The 22,350-nt window shown below is 36.5% G+C and carries 18 protein-coding genes and 1 tRNA gene; 3 read left to right on the forward strand and 16 right to left on the reverse strand.

Annotation, left to right across the window (positions count from 1 at the left end):
• Window positions 1-48: 48 nt before the first annotated feature.
• Window positions 49-1,242 carry an NO-inducible flavohemoprotein gene (gene hmpA, locus SP041_RS01515; RefSeq protein ID WP_025564921.1) on the forward strand — a complete coding sequence of 398 codons (1,194 nt, stop codon included), beginning with the start codon at window positions 49-51 and terminating at the stop codon, window positions 1,240-1,242.
• A gap of 179 nt (window positions 1,243-1,421) precedes the next feature.
• Here hmpA and SP041_RS01520 read toward each other — a convergent pair whose 3' ends face one another.
• Window positions 1,422-3,056 (reverse strand): response regulator, encoded by a 1,635-nt coding sequence (locus SP041_RS01520; RefSeq protein ID WP_025564920.1) that lies wholly within the window; start codon window positions 3,054-3,056, stop codon window positions 1,422-1,424.
• A gap of 426 nt (window positions 3,057-3,482) precedes the next feature.
• Window positions 3,483-3,566, reverse strand: a tRNA-Tyr gene (locus SP041_RS01525).
• 135 nt (window positions 3,567-3,701) lie between these two features.
• Between SP041_RS01525 and SP041_RS01530 the strand changes: the two genes are divergently transcribed.
• Window positions 3,702-4,250: a VC2046/SO_2500 family protein gene (locus SP041_RS01530; protein ID WP_025564919.1), complete on the forward strand. Its 549-nt coding sequence runs from the start codon at window positions 3,702-3,704 to the stop codon at window positions 4,248-4,250.
• A 259-nt stretch (window positions 4,251-4,509) separates the two neighbouring features.
• A complete protein-coding gene (locus SP041_RS01535) occupies window positions 4,510-5,112 on the forward strand; it encodes a DUF3332 family protein (protein WP_025564918.1) in 603 nt (200 codons plus the stop codon).
• Window positions 5,113-5,262: 150 nt separating this feature from the next.
• Here the strand turns inward: SP041_RS01535 and purU are convergent, their stop codons facing one another.
• The 14 genes from purU to SP041_RS01605 all read right to left on the reverse strand — a co-directional run bounded on the left by purU (window position 5,263) and on the right by SP041_RS01605 (window position 21,955).
• On the reverse strand, window positions 5,263-6,102 hold the full coding sequence (purU, locus tag SP041_RS01540; RefSeq protein ID WP_025564917.1) for a formyltetrahydrofolate deformylase: 840 nt from the start codon (window positions 6,100-6,102) through the stop codon (window positions 5,263-5,265).
• 28 nt (window positions 6,103-6,130) lie between these two features.
• The gene (locus tag SP041_RS01545) at window positions 6,131-6,595 is read right to left on the reverse strand and encodes a YchJ family protein (RefSeq protein WP_025564916.1); all 465 of its coding nucleotides are present in this window, start codon (window positions 6,593-6,595) and stop codon (window positions 6,131-6,133) included.
• Window positions 6,596-6,680: 85 nt separating this feature from the next.
• Window positions 6,681-8,351, reverse strand: coding sequence for an asparagine synthase B (gene asnB / locus SP041_RS01550; RefSeq protein WP_025564915.1), 1,671 nt, complete (start codon window positions 8,349-8,351; stop codon window positions 6,681-6,683).
• Between the two features lie 207 nt (window positions 8,352-8,558).
• Window positions 8,559-10,175, reverse strand: coding sequence for a cation:proton antiporter (locus SP041_RS01555; RefSeq protein WP_037049421.1), 1,617 nt, complete (start codon window positions 10,173-10,175; stop codon window positions 8,559-8,561).
• 335 nt (window positions 10,176-10,510) lie between these two features.
• The gene (locus tag SP041_RS01560; protein ID WP_051368571.1) at window positions 10,511-12,130 is read right to left on the reverse strand and encodes an SEL1-like repeat protein; all 1,620 of its coding nucleotides are present in this window, start codon (window positions 12,128-12,130) and stop codon (window positions 10,511-10,513) included.
• Between the two features lie 186 nt (window positions 12,131-12,316).
• Window positions 12,317-12,568: a class I ribonucleotide reductase maintenance protein YfaE gene (gene yfaE / locus SP041_RS01565; protein WP_025564912.1), complete on the reverse strand. Its 252-nt coding sequence runs from the start codon at window positions 12,566-12,568 to the stop codon at window positions 12,317-12,319.
• A gap of 14 nt (window positions 12,569-12,582) precedes the next feature.
• A complete protein-coding gene (gene nrdB, locus SP041_RS01570; RefSeq protein ID WP_025564911.1) occupies window positions 12,583-13,728 on the reverse strand; it encodes a class Ia ribonucleoside-diphosphate reductase subunit beta in 1,146 nt (381 codons plus the stop codon).
• A gap of 111 nt (window positions 13,729-13,839) precedes the next feature.
• Window positions 13,840-14,646 carry a sterol desaturase family protein gene (locus SP041_RS01575; RefSeq protein WP_025564910.1) on the reverse strand — a complete coding sequence of 269 codons (807 nt, stop codon included), beginning with the start codon at window positions 14,644-14,646 and terminating at the stop codon, window positions 13,840-13,842.
• A 1-nt stretch (window position 14,647) separates the two neighbouring features.
• On the reverse strand, window positions 14,648-15,283 hold the full coding sequence (locus tag SP041_RS01580) for a CDP-alcohol phosphatidyltransferase family protein (RefSeq protein ID WP_025564909.1): 636 nt from the start codon (window positions 15,281-15,283) through the stop codon (window positions 14,648-14,650).
• Between the two features lie 22 nt (window positions 15,284-15,305).
• A complete protein-coding gene (locus tag SP041_RS01585) occupies window positions 15,306-15,974 on the reverse strand; it encodes an ATP-binding cassette domain-containing protein (protein WP_025564908.1) in 669 nt (222 codons plus the stop codon).
• 8 nt (window positions 15,975-15,982) lie between these two features.
• Window positions 15,983-17,689, reverse strand: coding sequence for an ABC transporter permease subunit (locus SP041_RS01590; protein ID WP_025564907.1), 1,707 nt, complete (start codon window positions 17,687-17,689; stop codon window positions 15,983-15,985).
• A 3-nt stretch (window positions 17,690-17,692) separates the two neighbouring features.
• Entirely contained in the window at window positions 17,693-18,964 is a 1,272-nt protein-coding gene (locus tag SP041_RS01595) for an ABC transporter substrate-binding protein (RefSeq protein WP_025564906.1), read from the reverse strand.
• On the reverse strand, window positions 18,951-19,802 hold the full coding sequence (locus SP041_RS01600) for a DUF547 domain-containing protein (RefSeq protein WP_240791397.1): 852 nt from the start codon (window positions 19,800-19,802) through the stop codon (window positions 18,951-18,953). Before SP041_RS01600 ends, SP041_RS01595 begins: the two co-directional genes overlap by 14 nt.
• Complete coding sequence (locus tag SP041_RS01605; protein ID WP_025564904.1) at window positions 19,802-21,955, reverse strand: bifunctional TVP38/TMEM64 family protein/FAD-dependent oxidoreductase; 2,154 nt, start codon at window positions 21,953-21,955, stop codon at window positions 19,802-19,804. Before SP041_RS01605 ends, SP041_RS01600 begins: the two co-directional genes overlap by 1 nt.
• Window positions 21,956-22,350 lie beyond the last annotated feature (395 nt).

Consider the following 22,350-nt stretch of genomic DNA (forward strand, 5'->3'; position numbering starts at 1 on the left):
GTTATAAATTTAAACAAGTATTTTAAATGCAACTTAAAAGGGCGAGTTATGTTAACTGACAATGAAATAAAAATTATAAAATCAAGTGCACCTGCGTTAGCTGAATACGGAGAACAGATCACTGGGCGTTTTTACCAAATTTTATTAGAGAAAAACCCTGAATTAAAAAATATTTTTAATATGACAAACCAAAAAAGTGGTAATCAAAAGCAAGCGTTAGCAATGGCGGTTTATGCTTTTTCTAAATACGTTGATAATTTATCAGTTATTTTGGGGGACGTTGAACGTATCGCTCAAAAGCATGCAAGTTTAGGTATCAAACCAGAACACTATCCATTAGTTGGCGCGGCGTTGTTGGAGTCAATTAAAGAAATATTAAATCCAGGTGATGACGTTATTTCAGCTTGGGCAAGCGGTTATGGTGTATTAGCTAATGTATTCATTGAAAGAGAAAAACAGCTATACCAAGAGAGCGCAGAAAAAGAGGGCGGATGGTCAGAAACGCGTGAATTTACTGTAGTGAAAAAACACCAAGAAACGCCATTAATCACATCATTCTATTTACAGCCTAGCGACCAAGGTAAAGTCTCTGCCTATCAAGCAGGGCAATATATTGCATTACATTTACATCCTGAAGGCGCACCAAATCATCAAATTCGTCAATACAGTTTATCTAGTGCGTTTGATCAAAGCGGCTATCGTATTTCAGTTAAAAAAGAACAGAATGAACAGGGTGATGGTTTAATTTCTAACTATTTACATGAGAAGCTTGAACAAGGCGGTACGGTACAAGTTTCTAACCCTTATGGTGAGTTTGTATTGCAGGAAACACAGCGCCCAGTGGTATTAATTAGTGGTGGTGTAGGCATTACGCCAATGCAAGCCATGCTAGAAACATTAACCACTCAGACTCCATCTCGAGAAACACATTTTGTACACGGTACATTGGATGAATTACATCACGCATTTAAAAGTAAATTAGATGAATTAGCGGATGCTGGAAAAGTACAGGCTCATATTTTTTATCAAGATAAAGAGACATCATCTCAAAAAGATAAATTCCACCAAGGTATTATCAATATTGATGCTATTAAAGCCGATTTGCCATTAACAGAAGCTGAGTTTTATATTTGTGGTCCATTAGCGATGATGAAAGCGGTATATAAGCAATTAAAAGCGCTGCAGGTTAATGATGATCAAATATTTTATGAAGTATTCGGTCCTTCTAAAACATTAGCTTAAGTCTCTTTGAGGGATATTTTAATATCAAAGTCACTTATTAATTGATTCTGTATGCACGCTTCTGTGTTTAACATGGATTCTTTAACATAGATTCTTTAACAAAGTGACTCGTTGAAGGTATGCCTTAAAAGTAGTCTCAAGTGATTGAATTTTATTGGATATAAAGGTGGTACGAAAAGTTACGCGACCCCTTTAATCTTTTTGAGTTCATGACGTAACGCATTTAATCGTTCAGCATGCATTTCTGGTAAATGAGTGTTATTTAATAAGGCAATACTGCTTTGAAATTGTGTTATCAACTCATCTTTATTAGCAGGTTTTTCTTGTAGCATATGAATAAATACTTGAGATCGATTTAAGATAGCACCAGAATTCAGCGGTTCTAATATTAATGCTCTTTCAAAACTGTCTAATGCTGCTTGGTATTCGTTGGCTGTAAAAAATTCAATACCTGCTTTATTGTAACCTTTAAAGTTTTCAATACGTTTTGTTAATAAATCACCGGTATATTTCTTAACATTAATGGCAGTTGTCGGGTCAATAATATGTCGCTGTTTAAGCTCTTCTAAGAGCGGCTCTGCTTCATCAAACTCACCGATATTTAATAACGAGAATGAGCTTTCTATTAAAAAAGTCGTATCAAAATCGACAACCGCTTGATTGGTATTCTTTAAGGTATTAAATATACGGCGTTTCGCTTTAAGTGGTTCATTCAGCGCAAAATGAACATTAGCCTGATATATTTCATCGAAGCCATTAAAATTAAAATCTTTATTTTTGCCTTCTTCAAAGCGGCTTTGATACAGAGCAGAAGACACTTTTTTCAATATGAGTCTTCGTTCTCCCATGTCTTTTTCTTGTTTCGCTAAATCAATAATACTGCGTAGATAGTTAGCAAGATGGCAAGGGTCAGGGTAAAAAGAGCTACGGCTTAAATGTAAAATAGAGTAGTAGCTATTGAGCATGACAACATACTCTTCCATTTCATTCGCTAATAAGGCAACTTCTTGGTGACGCTCAATACTATGATGTGTGGTATTTGCCGCTTGAGTTAATATACTTAAGGCGTTATTTAATTGGCCGTCTCTTTTGTATGAACGGGCCAACCATCCATAAGCTTCCATTTGTAATGGAGCGTCTTCAATCAAGCGCGTTAATATCTCGATTGATTTTTTATATTCCTTTTGTAGAAAGTAGGATCTTCCTAAGCTTATACAAGGACGCACTAACGGTCTTAGCTCAATTAAAGGTTTTAAAATACGATCTGCATTCTCAAAATCTTCTGTTTGAATATAAATTTCTGCGAGTAAATTTTTACATAGGTTTCTATACTCGGGGGCTTGGTCAATTTTTTGCTGGCAAAGTGAGATAGCTAATTCGTACTTCTTATCTGCAATCGCTCTATAAATGGCTTGTAGCATTACCTTACGATGTGTTGCTGCAGTTAAGCGAGTACTTAGTTGAACAGGAGAAAAAGGCTTCATTAGATAATCGTCGGGCGACTTTTCAATCGCTGTTAATACCATTCTTTTATTACTATCACCTGTGATAATAAAGCACAGAGCATGGTCTGGTATTAGATCGTTTTTCTTTAAATAATCCAATAGCTGCACGCCATTTTTCCCCGAACCTAGGTTGTAATCCAGAAGATAAATATCAAATCTAACCACATTCGCTATTTTAACCGCTTGTTCGATGGTATCGACAAACGTAATGTCTTTGGCTCCTTGGTTGGTCAACATGGCTTTAAGCATCACATGAAATGCTTTTTGATCATCTACTATTAAGATTTTTTTATCATGGTAATGAAACATAATTGATACCGGTTAAATTAAACAAAAGACTAAAAAATTAAAAAAGACGAAACAAAACTCATGTTAATCATTTAAGACGCTGTCAACGTTAAAGAGAAAAAAGAGTATGTGATGCCAGTCAAATAAATAGTTTATCTATTTTGCTTGTTAAAACAGCCGACTCCCTAGTTGTAAATGTCTGTTATATTTACGAAATTTATAATCAAGAAATAGATTGTATTAACAGTTTAAATAGACGTTTTATTTAATATGATTGGTATGAGTAGGATTGTAGAGTATTTTTGTTTATAAAAAACTTTTTTAAAAGTCATAAAAATAGCAATAAAATCAATTTTTAAGAAGTGTATTTATAATGTAAATAAGGAAATTAGCAATATTTAAGCAGAGTATTGAAACTTGATGGCCTCAAGTTAATTGAACATGAAATGGTGGAGGGAGGTGGATTCGAACCACCGAAGCTTTCGCGACAGATTTACAATCTGTTCCCTTTGGCCACTCGGGAACCCCTCCGTTATTTCGAGATGCATAATATCAGAAAATGATCGCTTGTGAAGATTAAAATTGAAAAAACACTAAATAAAATCAGGTTGTTGCCGATAAAGAGAATACTTTATTAAACAATAAGCGTGAGGAAGTGTTTTTAGTATGAATATTGAGCATCTTAACCAACAGATCGTTATCAACGAATGGCAACTAGGACAACAGCTAAATACTGCTGTTCATAGTGGTACTCGTGATAAATTTAATCTGTTGTTAAGTTTTTTGTCAGATGATGCTCGCGACTTCGCTCAGTTTGAAATCAAATCAGAAGAAGACTTACTTAAAAAACCAACTGATTTACGCGCTTACTTTGAATTACCTAACGCACAGCCCTTAGTAAATGAAGGGCCATCAGAGAAGTTATTAGTTGAATTGAATAATGATTTGCAACAAAAGAAGTTAATTGATATTCGCTTTAAACAGTTAATAACCAATGAAGCATTATTATCAAAGCAACAAGGTGCTCAATTCCCAGAAGAGTTGTTAGATAATTTACCCTTGCTCAAGAAGCAACGTATGAATGCAGCTTATCAATCAAATTCACTGATTGAAGAGCGTGATAGTAAAAAACCGATAGGGGTAGATGTAAGTTTATTAGATGAATATAAAAACATGGATTTAGTGAATCGACCTCTACAAGTTCATTATAAGTGATGTCCATTTCATAATTTTTATTTCTGATCTCTTCTTTTTCATTTGTTAGAGTTCACCTTTTACTTTTTCACTTCTTATTTCTCACTTATCACTTTTTTATTTGTTATTTTTCTCCTATTTTCATTTCATATAACGTATTTTCTGAGGCTGCTAAAGTGGACTTTGAACTTCACTTGTAACAAGCTGTCAGAACATCAGATTTAAAAAGTTAGTTTTTATTAGTTAGTTTTTGTTTGTATATCAGGGTAGGAAAAATTTTATGATGAATAAAATATCTAAAGTAGCGGTTAAGAAAGTAGCGATGGTAGCGACAGTCGCTTCATTAACGAGTGCTTTGTCGGCTTGTGTTGGTAGTAACGCTGTGACAGACAAGGTGATGCAATTTAACTTAGAAGTTGTCGATAACCGATATGCACGCGGTGGCGTAAATATATTATTATTCCCTGTTTATGCATTGACGCTGGCTGTTGATGTTGTTGTTTTTAACTCTCTTGAGTTTTGGACTGGGTCAAACCCATTAAATGGTAGCCCACATATTTTTGATTCTGAAGTGAAAACGCAATATCAAATTAATGATAATTTAGACCCATCATTAAGAAAAGCGCCTTTAAAACCATTGTCGCAAAAGTCTGGCACTAAAGCATCGGATACTGAAAAATCTGTTTATTCTGTAGAAGTTAATCCTGTTAATGAAAACACGATTGATTACGATATTGTTTATACAACCGGTGAAAAAGCGGTATTACGTGGCGAGAAAGTAGGTGAGCTTGTTAATTTCTCATTAAATGGTGAGCATGTCACAACGGCTTCAATTGATGACTTACAAGCTTATATGGCGCCTGAGCAGAAAACTAAATCTTAGTCGGACAGCTGACAAGATGAATTATTACCTGCTTGTAAAAATAATCAGGTAATAAAAAGTAGATAAAAAAGCCTTAACTATCAAACAGGTAGTTAAGGCTTTTTTTGGTTTAAAAATCGTTCTAACAAGGACCTAAAAACGATTTAAAAACTATTTAAAAACAACAGTACGATTAGCGTAAACAAATACTTTGTCATCTAGTACTTGTTGCAAGGCACGACTTAATACTGATTTTTCAACATCTCTACCTGCTTTAGCTAATGCTTCTGCATTATAAGCATGGTCAATATGAGCGACATCTTGAGTAATGATTGGACCTTCATCTAAGTCATTATTCACAAAGTGGGCGGTTGCACCAATAATTTTAACTCCGCGATCAAATGCTTGCTGGTAAGGCTTAGCACCGATAAAAGCAGGTAAAAATGAATGATGGATATTGATCAGTTTATTTGAATAAGCTTCAACAAATTTTGGCGTTAAAATACGCATATACTTCGCTAAAATAACGTAGTCTGGCGTGTAAGGTGCAATCGCTTCTAATACTTTATCTTCATGCTCTTCACGTGTTAGCCCTTCATGGCTTACTGTGTGGTAAGGAATATTGAATTTAGTGACTAAATCTTCTAATGCATCGTAATTGCCAATAACTGCTGCAATTTCTACATCAATCCCGCCATACGTACTCTTCATTAAAATATCACCAAGACAGTGTGCTTCTTTAGTGACTAAAATGACAATACGTTTACGTGTTGTTGCATTAATAAGAGCGCGTGAAGAACCTTTTGGTAAATTTAAATCTAAATCGGCCAATAAAGTGTGGTCATTAAAAATACCTTCAATTTCTGTACGCATGAAAAAACGATTATATTGATGATCAACAAATTCATTATTTTTAACGATGTTCAATTGGTGCTTTTGACAGATATTAGTAATTTGTGCAATTAACCCTTTTGCATCAGGGCAATTTGTTAGTAGTGTTTTCTTTTCCATTATTTTCTCTATTGATTCGATTCTACTGTTAAGCACAGCATTTTTTATATTTCTTTCCACTGCCACAGGGGCAAGTATCATTGCGCTGTATCTTACCTGATTTTTCACCAGGATAAAAAGTCCCATCACAATAAAGCCATTGATCATGCTCTTTCACAAAGTGAGAAAGCTCATGATGACAATGCAGTTGATCTTCAAATAAATACCAAGCTTTGAATTCCACAGTGCCTTTATTTAATCCATCATTAGAATGAACAATCTCTAAGTTTTTCCAATCTAATGATTTTTCTGAGAGTTGCTCAATAGTTAAATCGTTACGAAAGTTGGGATGGTAAGTAGAAAATAAGTATTCACCTAATTGCAAACAAAAAGCACTGAATCGAGAACGCATTAATTGTTCACAAGTATCTGGTTTTTGCTGTAATTGATGAAAAGGCTGACAACATTGTTGGTATGCTTGACCACTTTTACATAAACAATTATTTGTATTCATTTTCTTACTTCCATAAAAATCTATAAAAAAAGGGTATAAAAAAAGCGCTCAGAGAGCGCTTTATAGTATCAGTTAATCATGAAACTTATTTTTGCGCGTAAGCATCGTTATGAATGCCAGCTGCACGACCCGATGGGTCAGCATTGTTTTGGAAACTTGCGTCCCATGCTAATGCTTCAACTGTTGAACAAGCAACAGATTTACCATGAGGAACACATTCTGCTGCACTATCAAGTGGGAAGTGGCCTTCAAAAATACTACGGTAGAAGTAAGCTTCTTTCGTATCTGGTGTATTAATTGGGAATTTGAATTCCGCACTCTCAAGTTGTAGATCAGTTACTTGTGTTTCAATATGCGCTTTTAGCGTATCAATCCAGTTGTAACCAACACCATCAGAGAATTGCTCTTTTTGACGCCATAAAACTTCTGGTAACAATTGACCATCAAATGCTTCACGTAAGATGTTTTTCTCAATTTTGCCATCTTTGATCATTTTAAGTTCAGGGTTAGTACGCATTGCTACGTCTAAGAACTCTTTGTCTAAGAATGGTACACGCGCTTCGATACCCCAAGCAGCCATTGATTTGTTAGCACGTAAACAGTCAAACATGTGTAGTTTGCTTAGTTTACGGTTTAGCTCTTCATGGAACTCTTTAGCATTGGGTGCTTTATGGAAGTATAAGTAACCACCGAATATTTCATCAGCGCCTTCACCTGACAGTACCATTTTGATACCCATCGCTTTAATCTTACGCGCCATTAAGTACATTGGCGTAGAAGCACGAATAGTCGTTACATCATAAGTTTCTAAATGATAGATAACTTCTTTAAGCGCATCGATACCGTTTTGTACAGTAAAGATAATAGGGTGGTGAACGGTACCTAATTCATTAGCCACTTTTTGTGCAGCAGCTAAATCTGGTGAACCTTCAAGACCAACAGAGAATGAATGTAGTTGTGGCCACCAAGCGCCAGTCTCATCATTATCTTCGATACGTTGCTTAGCAAACTTTTGAGTGATTGCTGAAATAACAGATGAATCTAAACCACCTGATAATAATACACCGTAAGGTACATCACACATTAGTTGGCGTTTTACCGCTGCTTCTAATGCTTCGCCAATTTCAGCTGCACTGCCGCCATTGTCTTTAACAGCATCAAATTCCATCCAATCACGCGTGTAGTATTTAGTTAACTCGCCGATTTCACTATCTAAGTAATGCCCTGGTGGGAACTCAGATACTTTTGAACAAATAGGTGTTAATGCTTTCATTTCAGACGCAACATAGTAGTTACCATGCTCATCCCAACCTTGATACAGTGGGATAATACCCATGTGATCACGGCCGATTAAGTATTTACCTTTTTCTTCGTCGTATAAGCAGAAAGCAAAGATGCCGTTTAGGTCGTCTAAAAAGGCATTACCTTTTTCTTCGTATAAACCAAGAATGATTTCGCAATCAGATTTAGTTTTAAACTGATAACCACACGTTAGCTCTTTCGCTAATTCTTTGTGATTGTAGATTTCACCATTTACAGCAAGTATGTGTGTATTATTTTGATTGTATAAAGGCTGTGCACCTGTATTCACGTCAACGATAGAAAGACGTTCATGAACAAGGATCGCTTTATCAGAAGAATAAACGCCAGACCAATCTGGGCCGCGATGACGAAGCAGTTTTGACATTTCAATTGCTTGTTGGCGCAATGCGATAGGATCGCTTTTAATGTCGAGCACACCAAAAATAGAACACATAGGGTTACCTTTTTTATTGTAAACGGATAGTAAAGTTACCCGTTACTTCTTGAATTACTTTTAAGCACAAGTTTATTAACTGACGTGCTTCGTGATCAAACTAGATCAACATATTGAGAGATATGATTTTTGCAGAATAAGCATCAAAAGTCACACGAAATCAGTACAATTTTTTAACAAAAATCACTGATGTATTGATATTTCTCTTTATAAGTCCATTTTCTGTGGACTTTTACCTAAAATCGCTTGGAAATCTGTCCATACATGGCGAGCAAAACCTGCACCGGCTTCTTCGTACATATTAAATACTAAGTTAACACCTAGAGCATTTAACTCTTGTTCATCGGTTTTGTAATGAGCAAGCGCTGCAACTTTGAAACTGCAGTTTTTAATATTGTTTAATTGTTCTGCCGCATAACGGTTACCATTATGGTCCGGCATTGCGAGTAGGATAAGCTTAATATTATTAGTGAGCTGTAATTTAGTCCAAAAGTCAGAGTCGAGTGCATCACCTGTGATCACTCGTCTTCCTACTTCTCTATGCTGTAATGTTGTTAGATGGTTATAATCAATGCCCATTACTTTTTCACCATAGGTCGTTTTTAACGCATCATAAGCCCCTACGCCAATTCGACCCATCCCCATTACTAATATTTGAGCATCACCCACACGAACAGGTCGGTCATCTAAGTGTAAGCGCGTTGCTTGATAACGCTTAAGTGCGATTCGATAGTGGTCGTAAATAGCATCTGCATATTTATTTAATAGAGCGGCAATGATAAAACTTAATGAAACAGCGATAGCGGTAATGATTAACCAGTCTCTTGTTAACCAACCTTTATGAGTGGCGAGTGAAGCAACAATTAATCCAAATTCGCTATAATTTGCTAAACTAAAAGCGGCAAATAAAGAAGTACGTGAGCGCAATTTAAATTTACTGAGGGTTAAAAAATAAAGAGCAATTTTACCAAAGAGCAATACTAATAAGACAGCTGCAATCATTAAATGGTCGACATTAGGTAAGCCACCAAAACCTATATTTAAAAAGAAGCAGACTAAAAATAGCTCCTTTAAATTAAATAATGAGCGTGCCATTTCTTTTGCGCTTGGGTGTCCTGCCAATAACATACCCGCTATTAACGCCCCTAAATCAGCTTTCATGCCAACACTTTCAAATAAACCTGCACCGACGACTAGCGCTAAAAAGAAACCATATAAAACGAGTAGCTCTCCATGTCCTGCTTTGTCTAATAATTTATATAACAGCGGCCTAATCAAGGGAAGGGCAATTAAACCGATGGCCCAAATAGACGGTATTTTACCAACTGAAATAGTTAAAAATAATACAGCGAAAATATCTTGCATGATCAGTATGCCGATCGCAATACGCCCATAAAGAGAGTTTGCTTCACTCTTGTCTTCTAATATTTTGACTGCAAATACGGTACTGGAAAAGCTTAAAGCAAAGGAGATAAGTACAATGCCGAAAATATCTAAACCTGCAAAAAGAGACACACCAAGCTGCTTGATAACAAATAAAATAGCGGTATAGAAAATGAGGCTCGCAATCAGGTGGATACTTGCACCGCCCCATACTTCAGACTTGAAGAGGGTCCGTATATCTAGTTTTAGGCCGATTGAAAATAATAGTAAAGTAACACCCAAATTAGCTAACGTGACAAGATTATCGGTTGATTCAAAGCCAATAAAGTTAAGGGTAAAGCCTGCCAATAAAAAACCAACCATAGGAGGGAGGCCAGTTAAATTGATCAGCATACCAAAGGTAAATGCAACGCCTATAAAAAGTAATATTATGCTATCCATGAATTCACTTATTTGAATGTTTAATGGTTTGTCGGTGGTTCATTATGTTGTAAGTTTTTGTATTCTATCATTTTCCAAGAATGAGGTTTTAATATTTAGTTTATTCATCAACTTAAGGTGTACTCGCTTAATGTTATTGAGGTACGGGGGTCACCATCAAGAAATAAATATATAACAATGAGGGGAATGCAAAAGTGGTGATTTTAGAGGGTCGATACAATGTGACAATCACTATCTTTAGTAAGCTAGGAATAAAGATGAACAAGTTAATAAGCCTCTGGTGCAATGTCGGCTTATTAACTTAATGGTGTTTTTTGTTAGTGCTTTATTCGTGTTTATTGGAAAAACTCTGCCTGGGAGTATTCCACAAACGTTGTAGTATCAGGCCAAAGACGGAAAACGCGCAAGATAATATTATCTGCTAATCGCCATTGAAAGCTAGCTTCGCCTTGCAACTGGTTACCTTGTGAATAACTCGGTTGGCCATAAGTCTCTACCAATTTATCTTTAACCGTTATTATCAAAGATGGATTATTTCGACCTACAAAAGTATACGTTGCTTGCGTAAATTCATTATCTTCAGTGTAACGAATTGCTAACTCACTAGAGCCTTTTGTCATTGCTGCGGTGAAGTATGTATCGGTTGTTGAATCATCGTCTTCAGAGATGACTTTGATTTTCTGTAATTTTATTTTTTCTCTTAATAATTCTCGGTTGGCACAACTTATTTTTTCATTGAATAAAAGAGTCGTTGCTGTTTTCAAGCATTTAGCATGTGTTACTAATTTAAATAAACGTTTTTTTGCCCATTTCTGCGGTGATTGTTGATATAGCAAAACGGCCGCTTTTTTATCTACTTTAGTAAAGATGCCGTTTTCATAAAAGTACGCCAATTTAGCATGGGCTAAAGGGTAGTTTAATGAAGAAGCATATTGATAGTTTTTAAAGGCTTTTTGTAAATTGGGAGATATATTATGCTTAAACTCAGTTGTACCATTTTCATAAATTTGAGCGAGTATATAATAAGCCTCTGCATGATCACGACGCGATGCTTGTGTGTACCAATCAATCGCGCGTTGAATGCTTTTGGTCGTACCTGTTCCCGTTTCTGATAAATGACCCAATTGGAATTGGGCATCAGTATTACCTTTCAAAGCGGCGAGACGATACCAAGAAATCGCTTTTTTATAATCGATGTCACCTGCATTTCCTGACTCATAAATCTGACCTAGTTTATAAGCGGCTTGCGAGAAATTATTATTAGCTGATTGGTTATAAAGTTGAATAGCTTTGTCGTAATTTTGCTCTTCACCTAAACCATTTTCATACATGTAGGCAAGCTGATATTGAGCTAGCGGGTTGTCTTGATTCGCGGCAGATTGATACCAATAAAATGCTTTTTTATAATCTATTTCAAGCGCTTCACCTAATTGATATATATTGCCTAAATCTATTTGTGCATTAACATGACCTTGTTCGGCCGCTTTTTGATACCATATAATGCTTTTTTTATTATCTTTTTTGGTGCCAATTCCATACTGGTAATAATTGCCAACTTGATATTGAGATGTTGCATCACCTTGTTTTGCGGCTAGGAGGTAATAGTCTAAGGCTTTATTACTATCTTGTTCAACACCTGTTCCTTTTTCATGCAAAGTTGCAAGAACATATTGTGCAGCTTTGTATTCTTGTTTTGCTGATTTCAAATACCAATAAATAGCTTTTTTTAAATCCTTTTTAACACCTTGACCACTTTCATACATCCATCCGACAGTATATTGCGCAGGTGCATCACCTTTTTCTGCCAGAGGAACCCATATTTTAACGGCTTTTTTAAAATCGCCAGAGTGAGCTGCTTCGTAGCCTTCCGAAAATTTCGCTTGTGCTAGTAAGCCCCCAGAAAAAAGGGTGGTGATTGTAAATGCAATAAATACGTTATAAATTTTTTGCTTCATGCAAACACTAAATTCCATGTGATAAAAAAATGATATTATTTATTATGCCATTAGATAGTAATTAAAGCAGGTTTAAATTGCTTATATTGATATATAAATCGCTTTATAGAGTCTTTTGGTCATAAAGTTATCAATTTTAAATGTGGATGTATTTGACTTAAATTTGGCGGGTAATGAATCGAGTATTTATAGACTTTTAATTATGATATTTTTTTCACTTTTACTACAGCAAAGTAAAATTTCACCTTCTTTTAAATAAGCCATTGGAAAGCTGCTGTAATTGACATCGCCAGAGACTAGAATTGAACGGCAAGCGCCACAATGTCCATCTCGGCAATGAAATTCGACAGACACTGCTTGAGATTCTAAGTTCTCAAGCAGTGTCTTATCTGCATCTAATGTATATTGTTGTTCGTTGTAAATGAGTTTAGATGACATTATTTTCTGTACGCTTATAGTTCAAATGTACTTAGGTCTTCACTGTCGACGGTACTGTTAATTTGACCGACTAAGTAAGAACTAATTTCAGCTTCTTGAGGTGCTACTTGTACATTGTCGCTCACTAACCAATGGTTAATCCATGGAATTGGGTTAGTTTTAACTTCAAAAGGGGCTTCGTAACCAATTGCTTGCATACGTTGATTCGCAATGTACTCAACATACTGACATAGAATTTCTTCATTTAAGCCGATCATTGAACCATCTTTAAATAGGTATTGAGCCCATTCTTTTTCTTGCTCAGCCGCTTTTAAGAAAATAGCTTTACCTTCAGCAAAACATTCTAATGCAATCTCTGCCATTTCAGGATCATCTTTACCATCAGCCCAGATATTTAACATTTGTTGCGTTGAGTTCAAATGTAAGGCTTCATCACGTGCAATTAACTTGATGATCTTAGCATTGCCTTCTAATAAATCGCGCTCTGCAAATGCAAATGAACAAGCAAATGATACATAAAAGCGTATTGCTTCTAGTGCATTAGTTGAACAAATACAAAGGTAGAGTTTCTTTTTAATATCACGCAATGTTAAGGCTTCAGTTTCACCTTGAATATTAACGTATTTAATATCAGTTTGTTCAAAGCCGTGTAGTTGCATGAATTGCACAGCATGAATTAGCTCGTCGTAATAATAAGAAATATCAACAGCACGTTTTTGGATTTCGTCATTATTTACGATATCTTCAAACACTTCATTCGGGTCTGTGAATAAGTTACGTAAAATATGCGTGTAACTACGACTATGGATAGTCTCAGAGAATGCCCATGTTTCAATCCATGTTTCTAATTCTGGTAGTGAAACAATAGGGAGTAGTGCAACATTTGGGCTACGTCCTTGAATCGAATCTAACAATGTTTGATATTTTAGATTAGAAATAAAAATGTGTTGCTCATGATCTGGCAAATTTAAGAAATCGATACGATCACGACTCACATCGATTTCTTCTGGGCGCCAGAAGAAACTTAACTGTTTTTCGATTAATTTTTCAAATACTTCGAATTTTTGTTGGTCGTAACGAGCCACGTTAACAGGATTGCCAAAGAACATTGGTTCTTTCATAGCGTCATTGGAAAGGGTAGAGAAAGTTGTGTAAGCCATGTGACTCTCCGTCAGAATTATAATGTTGCGTATACTAACAAGATAGTACGCTCGAATCACTTCTTTGTATCACTTTACCTTTTTTTTTATGGCAAAAAATACTGGCTTAGCTTATTTTTTACGTTTAAAGGGCATGAACAGTAAGCCTAACAAATTTGCATTATCTTTTGCTGCTGGAAATTCTGTAATACCAATATCAATTTCTAAATCTGGTTTCGTTGCTTCAGCTGAATAACTCCCAAATAATCTGTCCCACCAAATAACACTGAACCCATAATTCGAATTACTTTCTTTAAATAATTGGCTGTGGTGTATGCGATGTAATATTTGTGTCATTAAAATTAAACGAGTAACCGCTTCAACTTTTTTGGGTAAACGAATATTGGCATGGTTAAACAACGCAAATCCATTTAACAACACTTCAAATAAAATAACGGCAAAGGCAGGAACGCCTAATAATATGACCGCGATGGCTTTGATGAAAATACTTGCGACTATCTCTAATGGATGAAAGCGCAAACCGGTACTGGCATCTACGTGAGTATCGGCATGATGTACTTTATGTAATTGCCATAATAAGGGGACTTTATGAAATAAACGATGCTGCCAGTAAATGAGCATATCCAATAACAACAAACTTAATGTAATGGTTAACCAATAAGGTAAGTCGATGACATTAAATAACCCTAATTGAAGCTCTGTCACATAAAGAGCAAAACCTGTTAGGCCAAGTGGTAAGACTAATCTAGCGCTTAACCCAGAAAGAAAAACTAAGCCAAAGTTACCTATTAATCGTGTTTTTTGAGTAGGGGCTTGTGCATCTTTTCGTAATGGCCGCGCAGGAAAAAGTTGTTCTAATCCAAACATGACTATCAAGATAGTAAAAAAAATACTTAATCTTACCAATGCGTCATCCATGCTATTTTTCTTCTGGTTTACTATTGTGTGACTTTAGTGTTTGGTAGCCGCCATGAAGACGAGTAAAAACAGTGATCGCTGCTAAAAAAGCAAAGCTATAAGCTAACTCAGGGAAGTAGGCTGGCCATAAACAAAAGGCGACAAAAAAGGCGATAGTTTCTGTGCCTTCAGTTAATCCATTTAAAAAATAAAAGCTTTTATTCGCAAACTGTGGTCTTGCTAAGTTTAGTTTTTCTGCTGGAATAGCAAAGGCTAAGAAGGTTGACCCTGTGCCAATAAAAACCGATAACAAGACAACGGCAGGTAGAGCATTCGCTGCTGGGTTTGCTAAAGCAAAACCGACGGGGATTGCTGCATAAAATAGAAAGTCGACACAAATATCTAAATAACCGCCTGCACTACTACTGCTTTTTTGATGACGAGCTAATGCCCCATCTAAGCCATCTAAAACACGGTTCAGTATTATCATTATTAGTGCCGCACCCCAAAGTTGTGCTGCTAATAAAGGTACTGCTAATAAGCCAATAACAAATCCTACTAAAGTGACTTGGTCTGGATGTATACCACGTTTATCTAACTGCTCCACCACAGGTGTTAAAATCGGTTTGATATACGGTGTGACAAATCTATCTAGCATGTCTTTTCCCTATTGTTCAGTGTTATGAAGCCGCTTGATTTAAAGGTAGAGCATCTAATGTAATGACTTTTCCTTGTGCGGCAATAGCATCACTTTCATCATGTGTCACCATAACCGCTGGTAAACTATATCTTTGTATTTGTTCAAAAACCAACTGACGTGTTTCTTGGCGCAATTGACTGTCTAATTTACTAAAAGGTTCATCCAATAAAATAGCTTTCGGTTTACTTAATAATACACGTAATAAAGCGACTCGTGCTTGCTGACCGCCAGATAGGTTTTGCGGACAACGTTTCTCCATACCTGCAAGACCGACTTGGTTTAATGCTTCGCTAATTTCATCTTTACGTGTTTTCTTATCACCTTTAGGCATAGCAAAAGCAATATTGCCTTCAACCGTTAAATGAGGAAATAATAAAGGATCTTGATATAACAAACCGATATTACGAAGATGGCTTGCTGTGTTGGTAATAATTTGTTGGTTTAAGTAGAGTTCGCCATTTGCATAAAAATCGCTTGGCAACATACCAACCAACCAGTTCAATAGGGTCGATTTACCACTACCTGATGGGCCCATGATAGTTAAGACTTCGCCACCTTTCACTTCTTCGTTAAGGGAAAGTAAAAGCTTGCCTTGTTGGCTTAATTGTAAATTATCGATCTTTAATGATGACATTGATTGTGATTTCATTTGATTTCCTAACCTCGGTTCCGAAAGAACAACTTTGGTGCCGCCCAAGCTAATATAAAAAATAATGCGGGTAATAACATTTGCATTAACGCGTAGACAGCGCTTGTTCTTCTGCTTGCGCCATTGGCAAGTGTAACGGCTTCCGTCGTGATGGTATTAATTCGGCCTGCACCTGATAATAGCGTTGGTAAATACTGACTAAAGCTAATCGCTAAGCCTAACGCACTGGCAATTAAAATTGGCGATAATAGTAGTGGTAATTTCAACTGCCAAAATATTTTTGAGGGTTGAACACCAAGGCTTGCTGCAACAGTGCTAAAGCGAGGGTCTAAGCGGCGGTAACTATTTGCTAACGATAAAAACACATAAGGTAAAACAAATAACAAATGTGAAAAAACCACGTTAATGTAAGCGTGTTGACTATTGACCTGCTCAAATAACCAGACCAGACCAAATAAGAAGGCAATACTTGGTATCAATAGTGGTAAGTAAATAATGAAACCGCTAATAGCTGAAATAGTTTTAGTATTTTGCTGTTCAGCCTCTAATACAAATAAGGTTAATGCAATGGCAATTAACGTGGTGCTAATAGCAATCACAAGTGTATTAAATAGTGGGGTTTGCATTTGTAGTAAAGCAGATGACCAATGCAAAGTAACAAGTTGCTGAGGCAATAAATCAGGGAAAGACCAGAAGCCTGCAAAAGACCATAGCACCATAGCAACAAGCGCTAAGCCGATAACACTTAACATCACCGTAGTTATTAAATGTGTCACACGTTGAATCAACATGCCGCCGTATTCTCTTTCTCCATTCACTAAGAATGAAGTACTGCATTTTTTAACTAATAGCTCTAATAAACACCAACTGCCTAATAACGATAGAGTGATCAATATTTGTAAAATGGCACCCGATGAGGCTTTGATACGTAAACTTAAATCAACATCATTGAACCACTGCATAATAGCAACGGCTAAAGTAGGAGGAGTGTTCGACCCTAAAATCAAAGGAATTTCGACACTCGCACTTGAATAAGCAAGTACCGCTAAAATAGGTAAACGCATATAACCGTAAAGGCTTGGTAAAATGACTTTAAAAAAGCCAGTCATTGGGCAGTAACCTAAGCTCGATGCCACTTTATGTTGTGCTTTTAACGTTTTACCAATTTCAGGTTGAGCCAACACGCCCAATGCAATTAAAAGCAGAAAAGGGAGTTCTTTGAGCGTTAGCCCTAATATGATGCTCAATCCATAAGGGTCATGTGGAAATAACCAATCAGGTGGAATATCCCAACCAGTTAACCAAGGTGAGATAAGTCGTGATAAAAAACCAGAAGGGGTGATTAAGAAACCAATGGCAATCGCAGCTGCGGCATGGGGAATCACTAATATAGGGCCTAGTAAACGTTGAATACGTTTTAACCAAGGACTGTTAAAATAACTGGCTAGTATCAATACGGTAATAACAAAAGCGAGTAGAGTACTAATTAAACTCGTACCAAAACTGAGTAATACCATGCGTTCAATACCAGGAGTATTAAACAGTTGTACGAATCCAAATAATCCAAACTCATTGGCGCCCAGAGCTGGGAACCATCCAAAAGCAGGTAATAATACCCCTAATAAACCGCCTAAAACGGGGACCACTAACAAAGCGATTAAAAGGTACGGACTATTACGAACTAAGCGCGTAAACAGGGTATTAGCAACAATCATTGTTTATTGAACTCCATAACGAGTAAGCCATTGTTCAGTTATGACTTTAACCCAGCTAGGGTGTAACTCACTTAACAAACGGGTGTTATCTATATTGATGATATTCGCACTTAAATGTTGTTTTCCATCAACATCAAAAAGTGCTTTTTGTGTTGGTGTTAATTGCGATAAATCGAGCACGCTACTGTCGCCCCATATCACTGTTTTTTGTTTTCTCGCTTGTGCTTCTGGACTTAATAAAAAGTTAGCAACTAGCTTTGCACCTTCAATATGTGGTGAATTATAAGGAATCGCAACAAAGTGAATGTTACTTAAGCTTCCGTCTTTCATTCTATAGCTTCGAGTGCTATCTGGTAAATCATAACGAGAAATTGCTGAAGGAATTTCAGCGGCAGAGAAGGTGAAAGATACTTGTAATTCAGTGTCACTCATTAAACGTCGTAATGCTAAGCCATTGGATACAAAATGTTTACCTTGTCGCCATAAAGTCGGGTGTAATTGATCTAGAAATTGCCATAAAGCAGGCAATAATTCAGCTTCACTTTCTGCTGACACTGGCTGATAAAGTTTATCTTGGATGATTTGGGGCTGTGATTCACTTAACACCAGTAATGCATATTTTAAAAAGCTCATGCCTAAAAAGTCAGGTGGTTTCGGGTAAGTAAAATGACCTGGATGCTTTTCACTCCAAATTAATAAATCAGAGAGAGTCTCTGGTACATCATTTACTTTTAAACTATCGAAATAAAAGGTGAGCGCAGCTTGTCCCCATGGCGCTTCCATTCCTTGTGTTGGAACGCCGAAGTCACGAGTCATAGCGGGGTTGTTGGTTGGATTTGTTAATTGAAAGTTAGGTAGTTCACCAGCCCAGTCTGCGGCTAATAATTGGTATTTTGCCATTGAAGCAAAGTTTGCTCCATTGATCCAAACAAGATCAACTTGCCCGTTACGGTGATTGTCAGCGGCTTTTTCTGCTAACACTCTGCTGACGGCTTCACTTGTATCGGTGAGTTTTACATGGTGTAAATTAATTTTATATTTTTCTTTAACCTGCTTAGCAGCCCATTGAATATAATTATTAATTTGTTGATCGCCTCCCCAGGCATGAAAATATACATCTTGTTTAGTGCCACGCATTTCAACGTTTTTCCAAACTCGGGAAGTTGATTCAGCCGTACTATTTGCCTCATCGGCAAATGAGTTGCTGCTAAGCGAAAAAACGCTTAGCAGACAAAGGCTAACAAGAATCTTACGGTAATAATTACTTACTCGCATTAAGCTTCCAATCGTAATCTAAAAATTTAACATTAAAATCTTGTTTTTTTAATGTTGCCGATTGCTGAGCATCTAGTTTTAATGCGTCAACGTATAACCCGATAAAGCTTTGTATTGATTTAGTGCCACGGAACCCAGCTTCAAAGTCTTCATCATACCATTTAAAAATAGATGATAAGTAAATCGCGTTACCTTTGATGTAGTTACGGCTTGAATCCGTTAAAAATCGTTCGGTTTGTTGTGTTAACTGTTGCTCAAGTTTATCTGCAGTATACGCTTCTTCACGAAGTGCAGGACAGCCGATACTTGCACAGTTAACCGCAAAATGAATACGCGGATCATTGTAGCGTTTGCTACCACGAATAAGACCGTGTTCAATATCATTTAAACTCATTGTTTTGCCCAATAGTGGAACAAATTCTTTATCCCATGGAGAGCTAAATAAACTGCCTAAATCTTTAATCGATTTTAGGTCAGGGTATTTAGTTAAAATAAGTTCAACAGTCCAAGCATTATAAGCGTTGATTAAAAAAGCTAATTGCTTCTCTTTTGGCCAAGCATCAAAGTCTGCACGTGAGACTTCACTTAATTTATCAAGATAAGCTTGTAGTTCGCTTTCTTGATTTTTAAAGCCTGCGTAGTCAACTGCTGTACTGTGACCCATGTTAACAGGGGTAATATGTTGCTCTAATAATTCAGTCCAACCTACATGTAGATTTTTTTGATTAGTTTCTGCATACACATTACTCATTAATGAGCTACTTAATAGAGCAGCGCCTAAAGTGAAGCGCACCAATGCACTCACTTTGTTGGTTGTGTTTAATATCATTGAGTTCATTAACCGCGTCTCCATGTGTGGTATTTTTCTAACCAGTTTAATACTGTTTGTGGTGCATGATTACGTTTCCATTCACCAGCTGCGTATTTGTTACCTTCAGCCCAAGTAGGGTAGCTGTGGATAGTGCCAAGAATCTTATTAAGTCCTAAACCATGTTTCATTGCTAATACAAACTCTGCAATCAAATCACCAGCATGTTCAGATACAATCGTAACCCCTAATATTTTGTCTTTGCCCTTAGGCGTAATCACTTTAATGAAACCTTTTGTTGCACTGTCTGTGATTGCACGGTCTAGCTCTTCAAAGTCAAAGCGTGTGATTTCATAATCAATCCCTTTTTCTTTTGCTTCAGCTTCGTTAATACCAACACGAGCCACTTCTGGGTCAATAAAGGTCGTCCATGGAATAACACGGTAATCTACTTTGAATTTTTTCAAGTTTCCGAATAAACCATTTACTGCTGCGTACCACCCTTGATGTGCTGCAACATGCGTAAATTGGTATGGGCCAACAATATCACCTGCGGCAAAAATGTTCGGGTAAAGTGTTTCTAAGTATTCATTGGTTACAATGGTACGGTTAGTTTCAATACCTAGCTCTTCTAAGCCGTAACCTGTTAAGCGAGCACTACGTCCTACTGCACATAGTAGTTGATCGTATTCAATCGCAATTTCTTCTTCGTTATGTTTAACGATGATGAATTTTTTACCCTCTTTAATTTCGCAACGTAATGCTTGGTGTGACGTTAAGATGTTAACACCACTTTCTTTTAGCGACTCGGTAGCAAATTCAGATACTTCAAGATCTTCTTTGATCATGATGCGTTCAGCCATTTCAATCTGCGTTACGTTTGAACCTAAACGTGCAAAGCTTTGTGCTAATTCTGAACCGATTGGACCACCACCTAGCACCACTAACTTTTTCGGTGCTTCTTCAAGCTTAGCGAATTCATTCCATAATGTATCACTAGTAACGTAACCTGTTTCTTCGATTCCTGGTAGTGGTGGAACAAATGGACGAGCACCGGTTGCGATAACAATACTACGTGTTGTTAGTTTCTTAGTCGTTCCATCTTCATAACTAATTTGTACTGTCCAAGGGTCAAGGATTTTTGCATAACCTTTTTCAACTTCAACACCTAAATCTGTGTAACGTTCAACACTATCGTGTGGCGCTACATCTGCAACCACTTGATGAACACGTTCCATTACTTTCTTGAAAGAAAATTGTGGTGTTGTATCTTCTAAACCATAGTGGTGTGCATGACGAATTTGATCTGCAATCTTAGCGCTTTTGATAATCGCTTTACTTGGTACACAACCATAGTTAAGACAATCTCCACCCATCTCACCAGCTTCAATTAATGTTACTTTCGCTTTTACTGCTGCTGCGATATAACTTGTTACCAAACCACCTGCACCTGCGCCAATCACAACCATATTACGGTCAAACTTAGCGGGTTTAGTCCATTTACTGTAAACGCGACGTTTTTTAATCATATTAACAATACCTTTAGCAATGAGTGGGAATACACCTAATAGAACAAAAGAAAGAATTAAATTAAAAGATAGGATGTTAGAGATACTATCGATTTGAGCTAATTGTGTACCTGCATTTACGAAGATAAACGTACCTGCTAGCATACCTAATTGGCTTACCCAATAGAAAGTCCATGCCTTAATCGCAGTGACACCCATTAATAAGTTAATTAAAAAGAATGGGAAGATAGGCACTAGACGTAACGTAAATAGGTAAAAAGCACCTTCTTTTTTAATACCTTCATCAATTGATGCTAAACGCTCCGGGAAACGCTTTTTAAGTGAGTCACGTAATAAGTAACGAGACACTAAGAATGATGATAAAGCCCCTAAGCTAGAAGCAAATGAAGCAATAACAAAACCTTCAAATAAACCAAATAGTGCACCAGCTGCTAATGTTAAAATAGCGGCACCAGGTAATGCGAGTGCAGTTACCAATACATACAAAACGAAGAAGCCACCAATAACAAGAACAGGAGAATGTACTCTCAATTCAGTGAATTGGTCCATTGATCCTTTCAATCCTTCTAGAGTTAGAAGTTGATGTAAATTGAAGTGGAAAAACAATCCTATTAATACGATTGCTAGTAACAGCAGTACGATCTTTTTTAACATAATTTATTAGCCTTTAAATGATGGCGGTGAGGCGATTTGTAGGTTGTATTACAACTACTAAAGCACCAAGGTCGAGTTTTATTGTTTATCTTTTTTTGTCAATATCTAGCTTTTGATTATGGGTGTTTTTCTGCATAATTGATAGCTCCCACATAAAGACCTGATTATGTTTAATTTAATTGCTTAATTATTCAAATAATTACAATTTAATTTTTAGAAGTACTAAGCCAGTAGTTATCAATATGTATTTAATAAGTGGTATTTTTATTTTAGTTCAATAATCTAAAAGAACAAATAAATTATATGTTTAAGAGGAATTATTAGAGTGTCATCTTTAAAATACTTAGTTTGAAAGAGTAAGTTTGACGGTTTGAAAAGCATAAAAAAGGGATGTG

The organism is Psychromonas sp. SP041 (assembly GCF_000470315.2).
Lineage (GTDB): Bacteria > Pseudomonadota > Gammaproteobacteria > Enterobacterales > Psychromonadaceae > Psychromonas.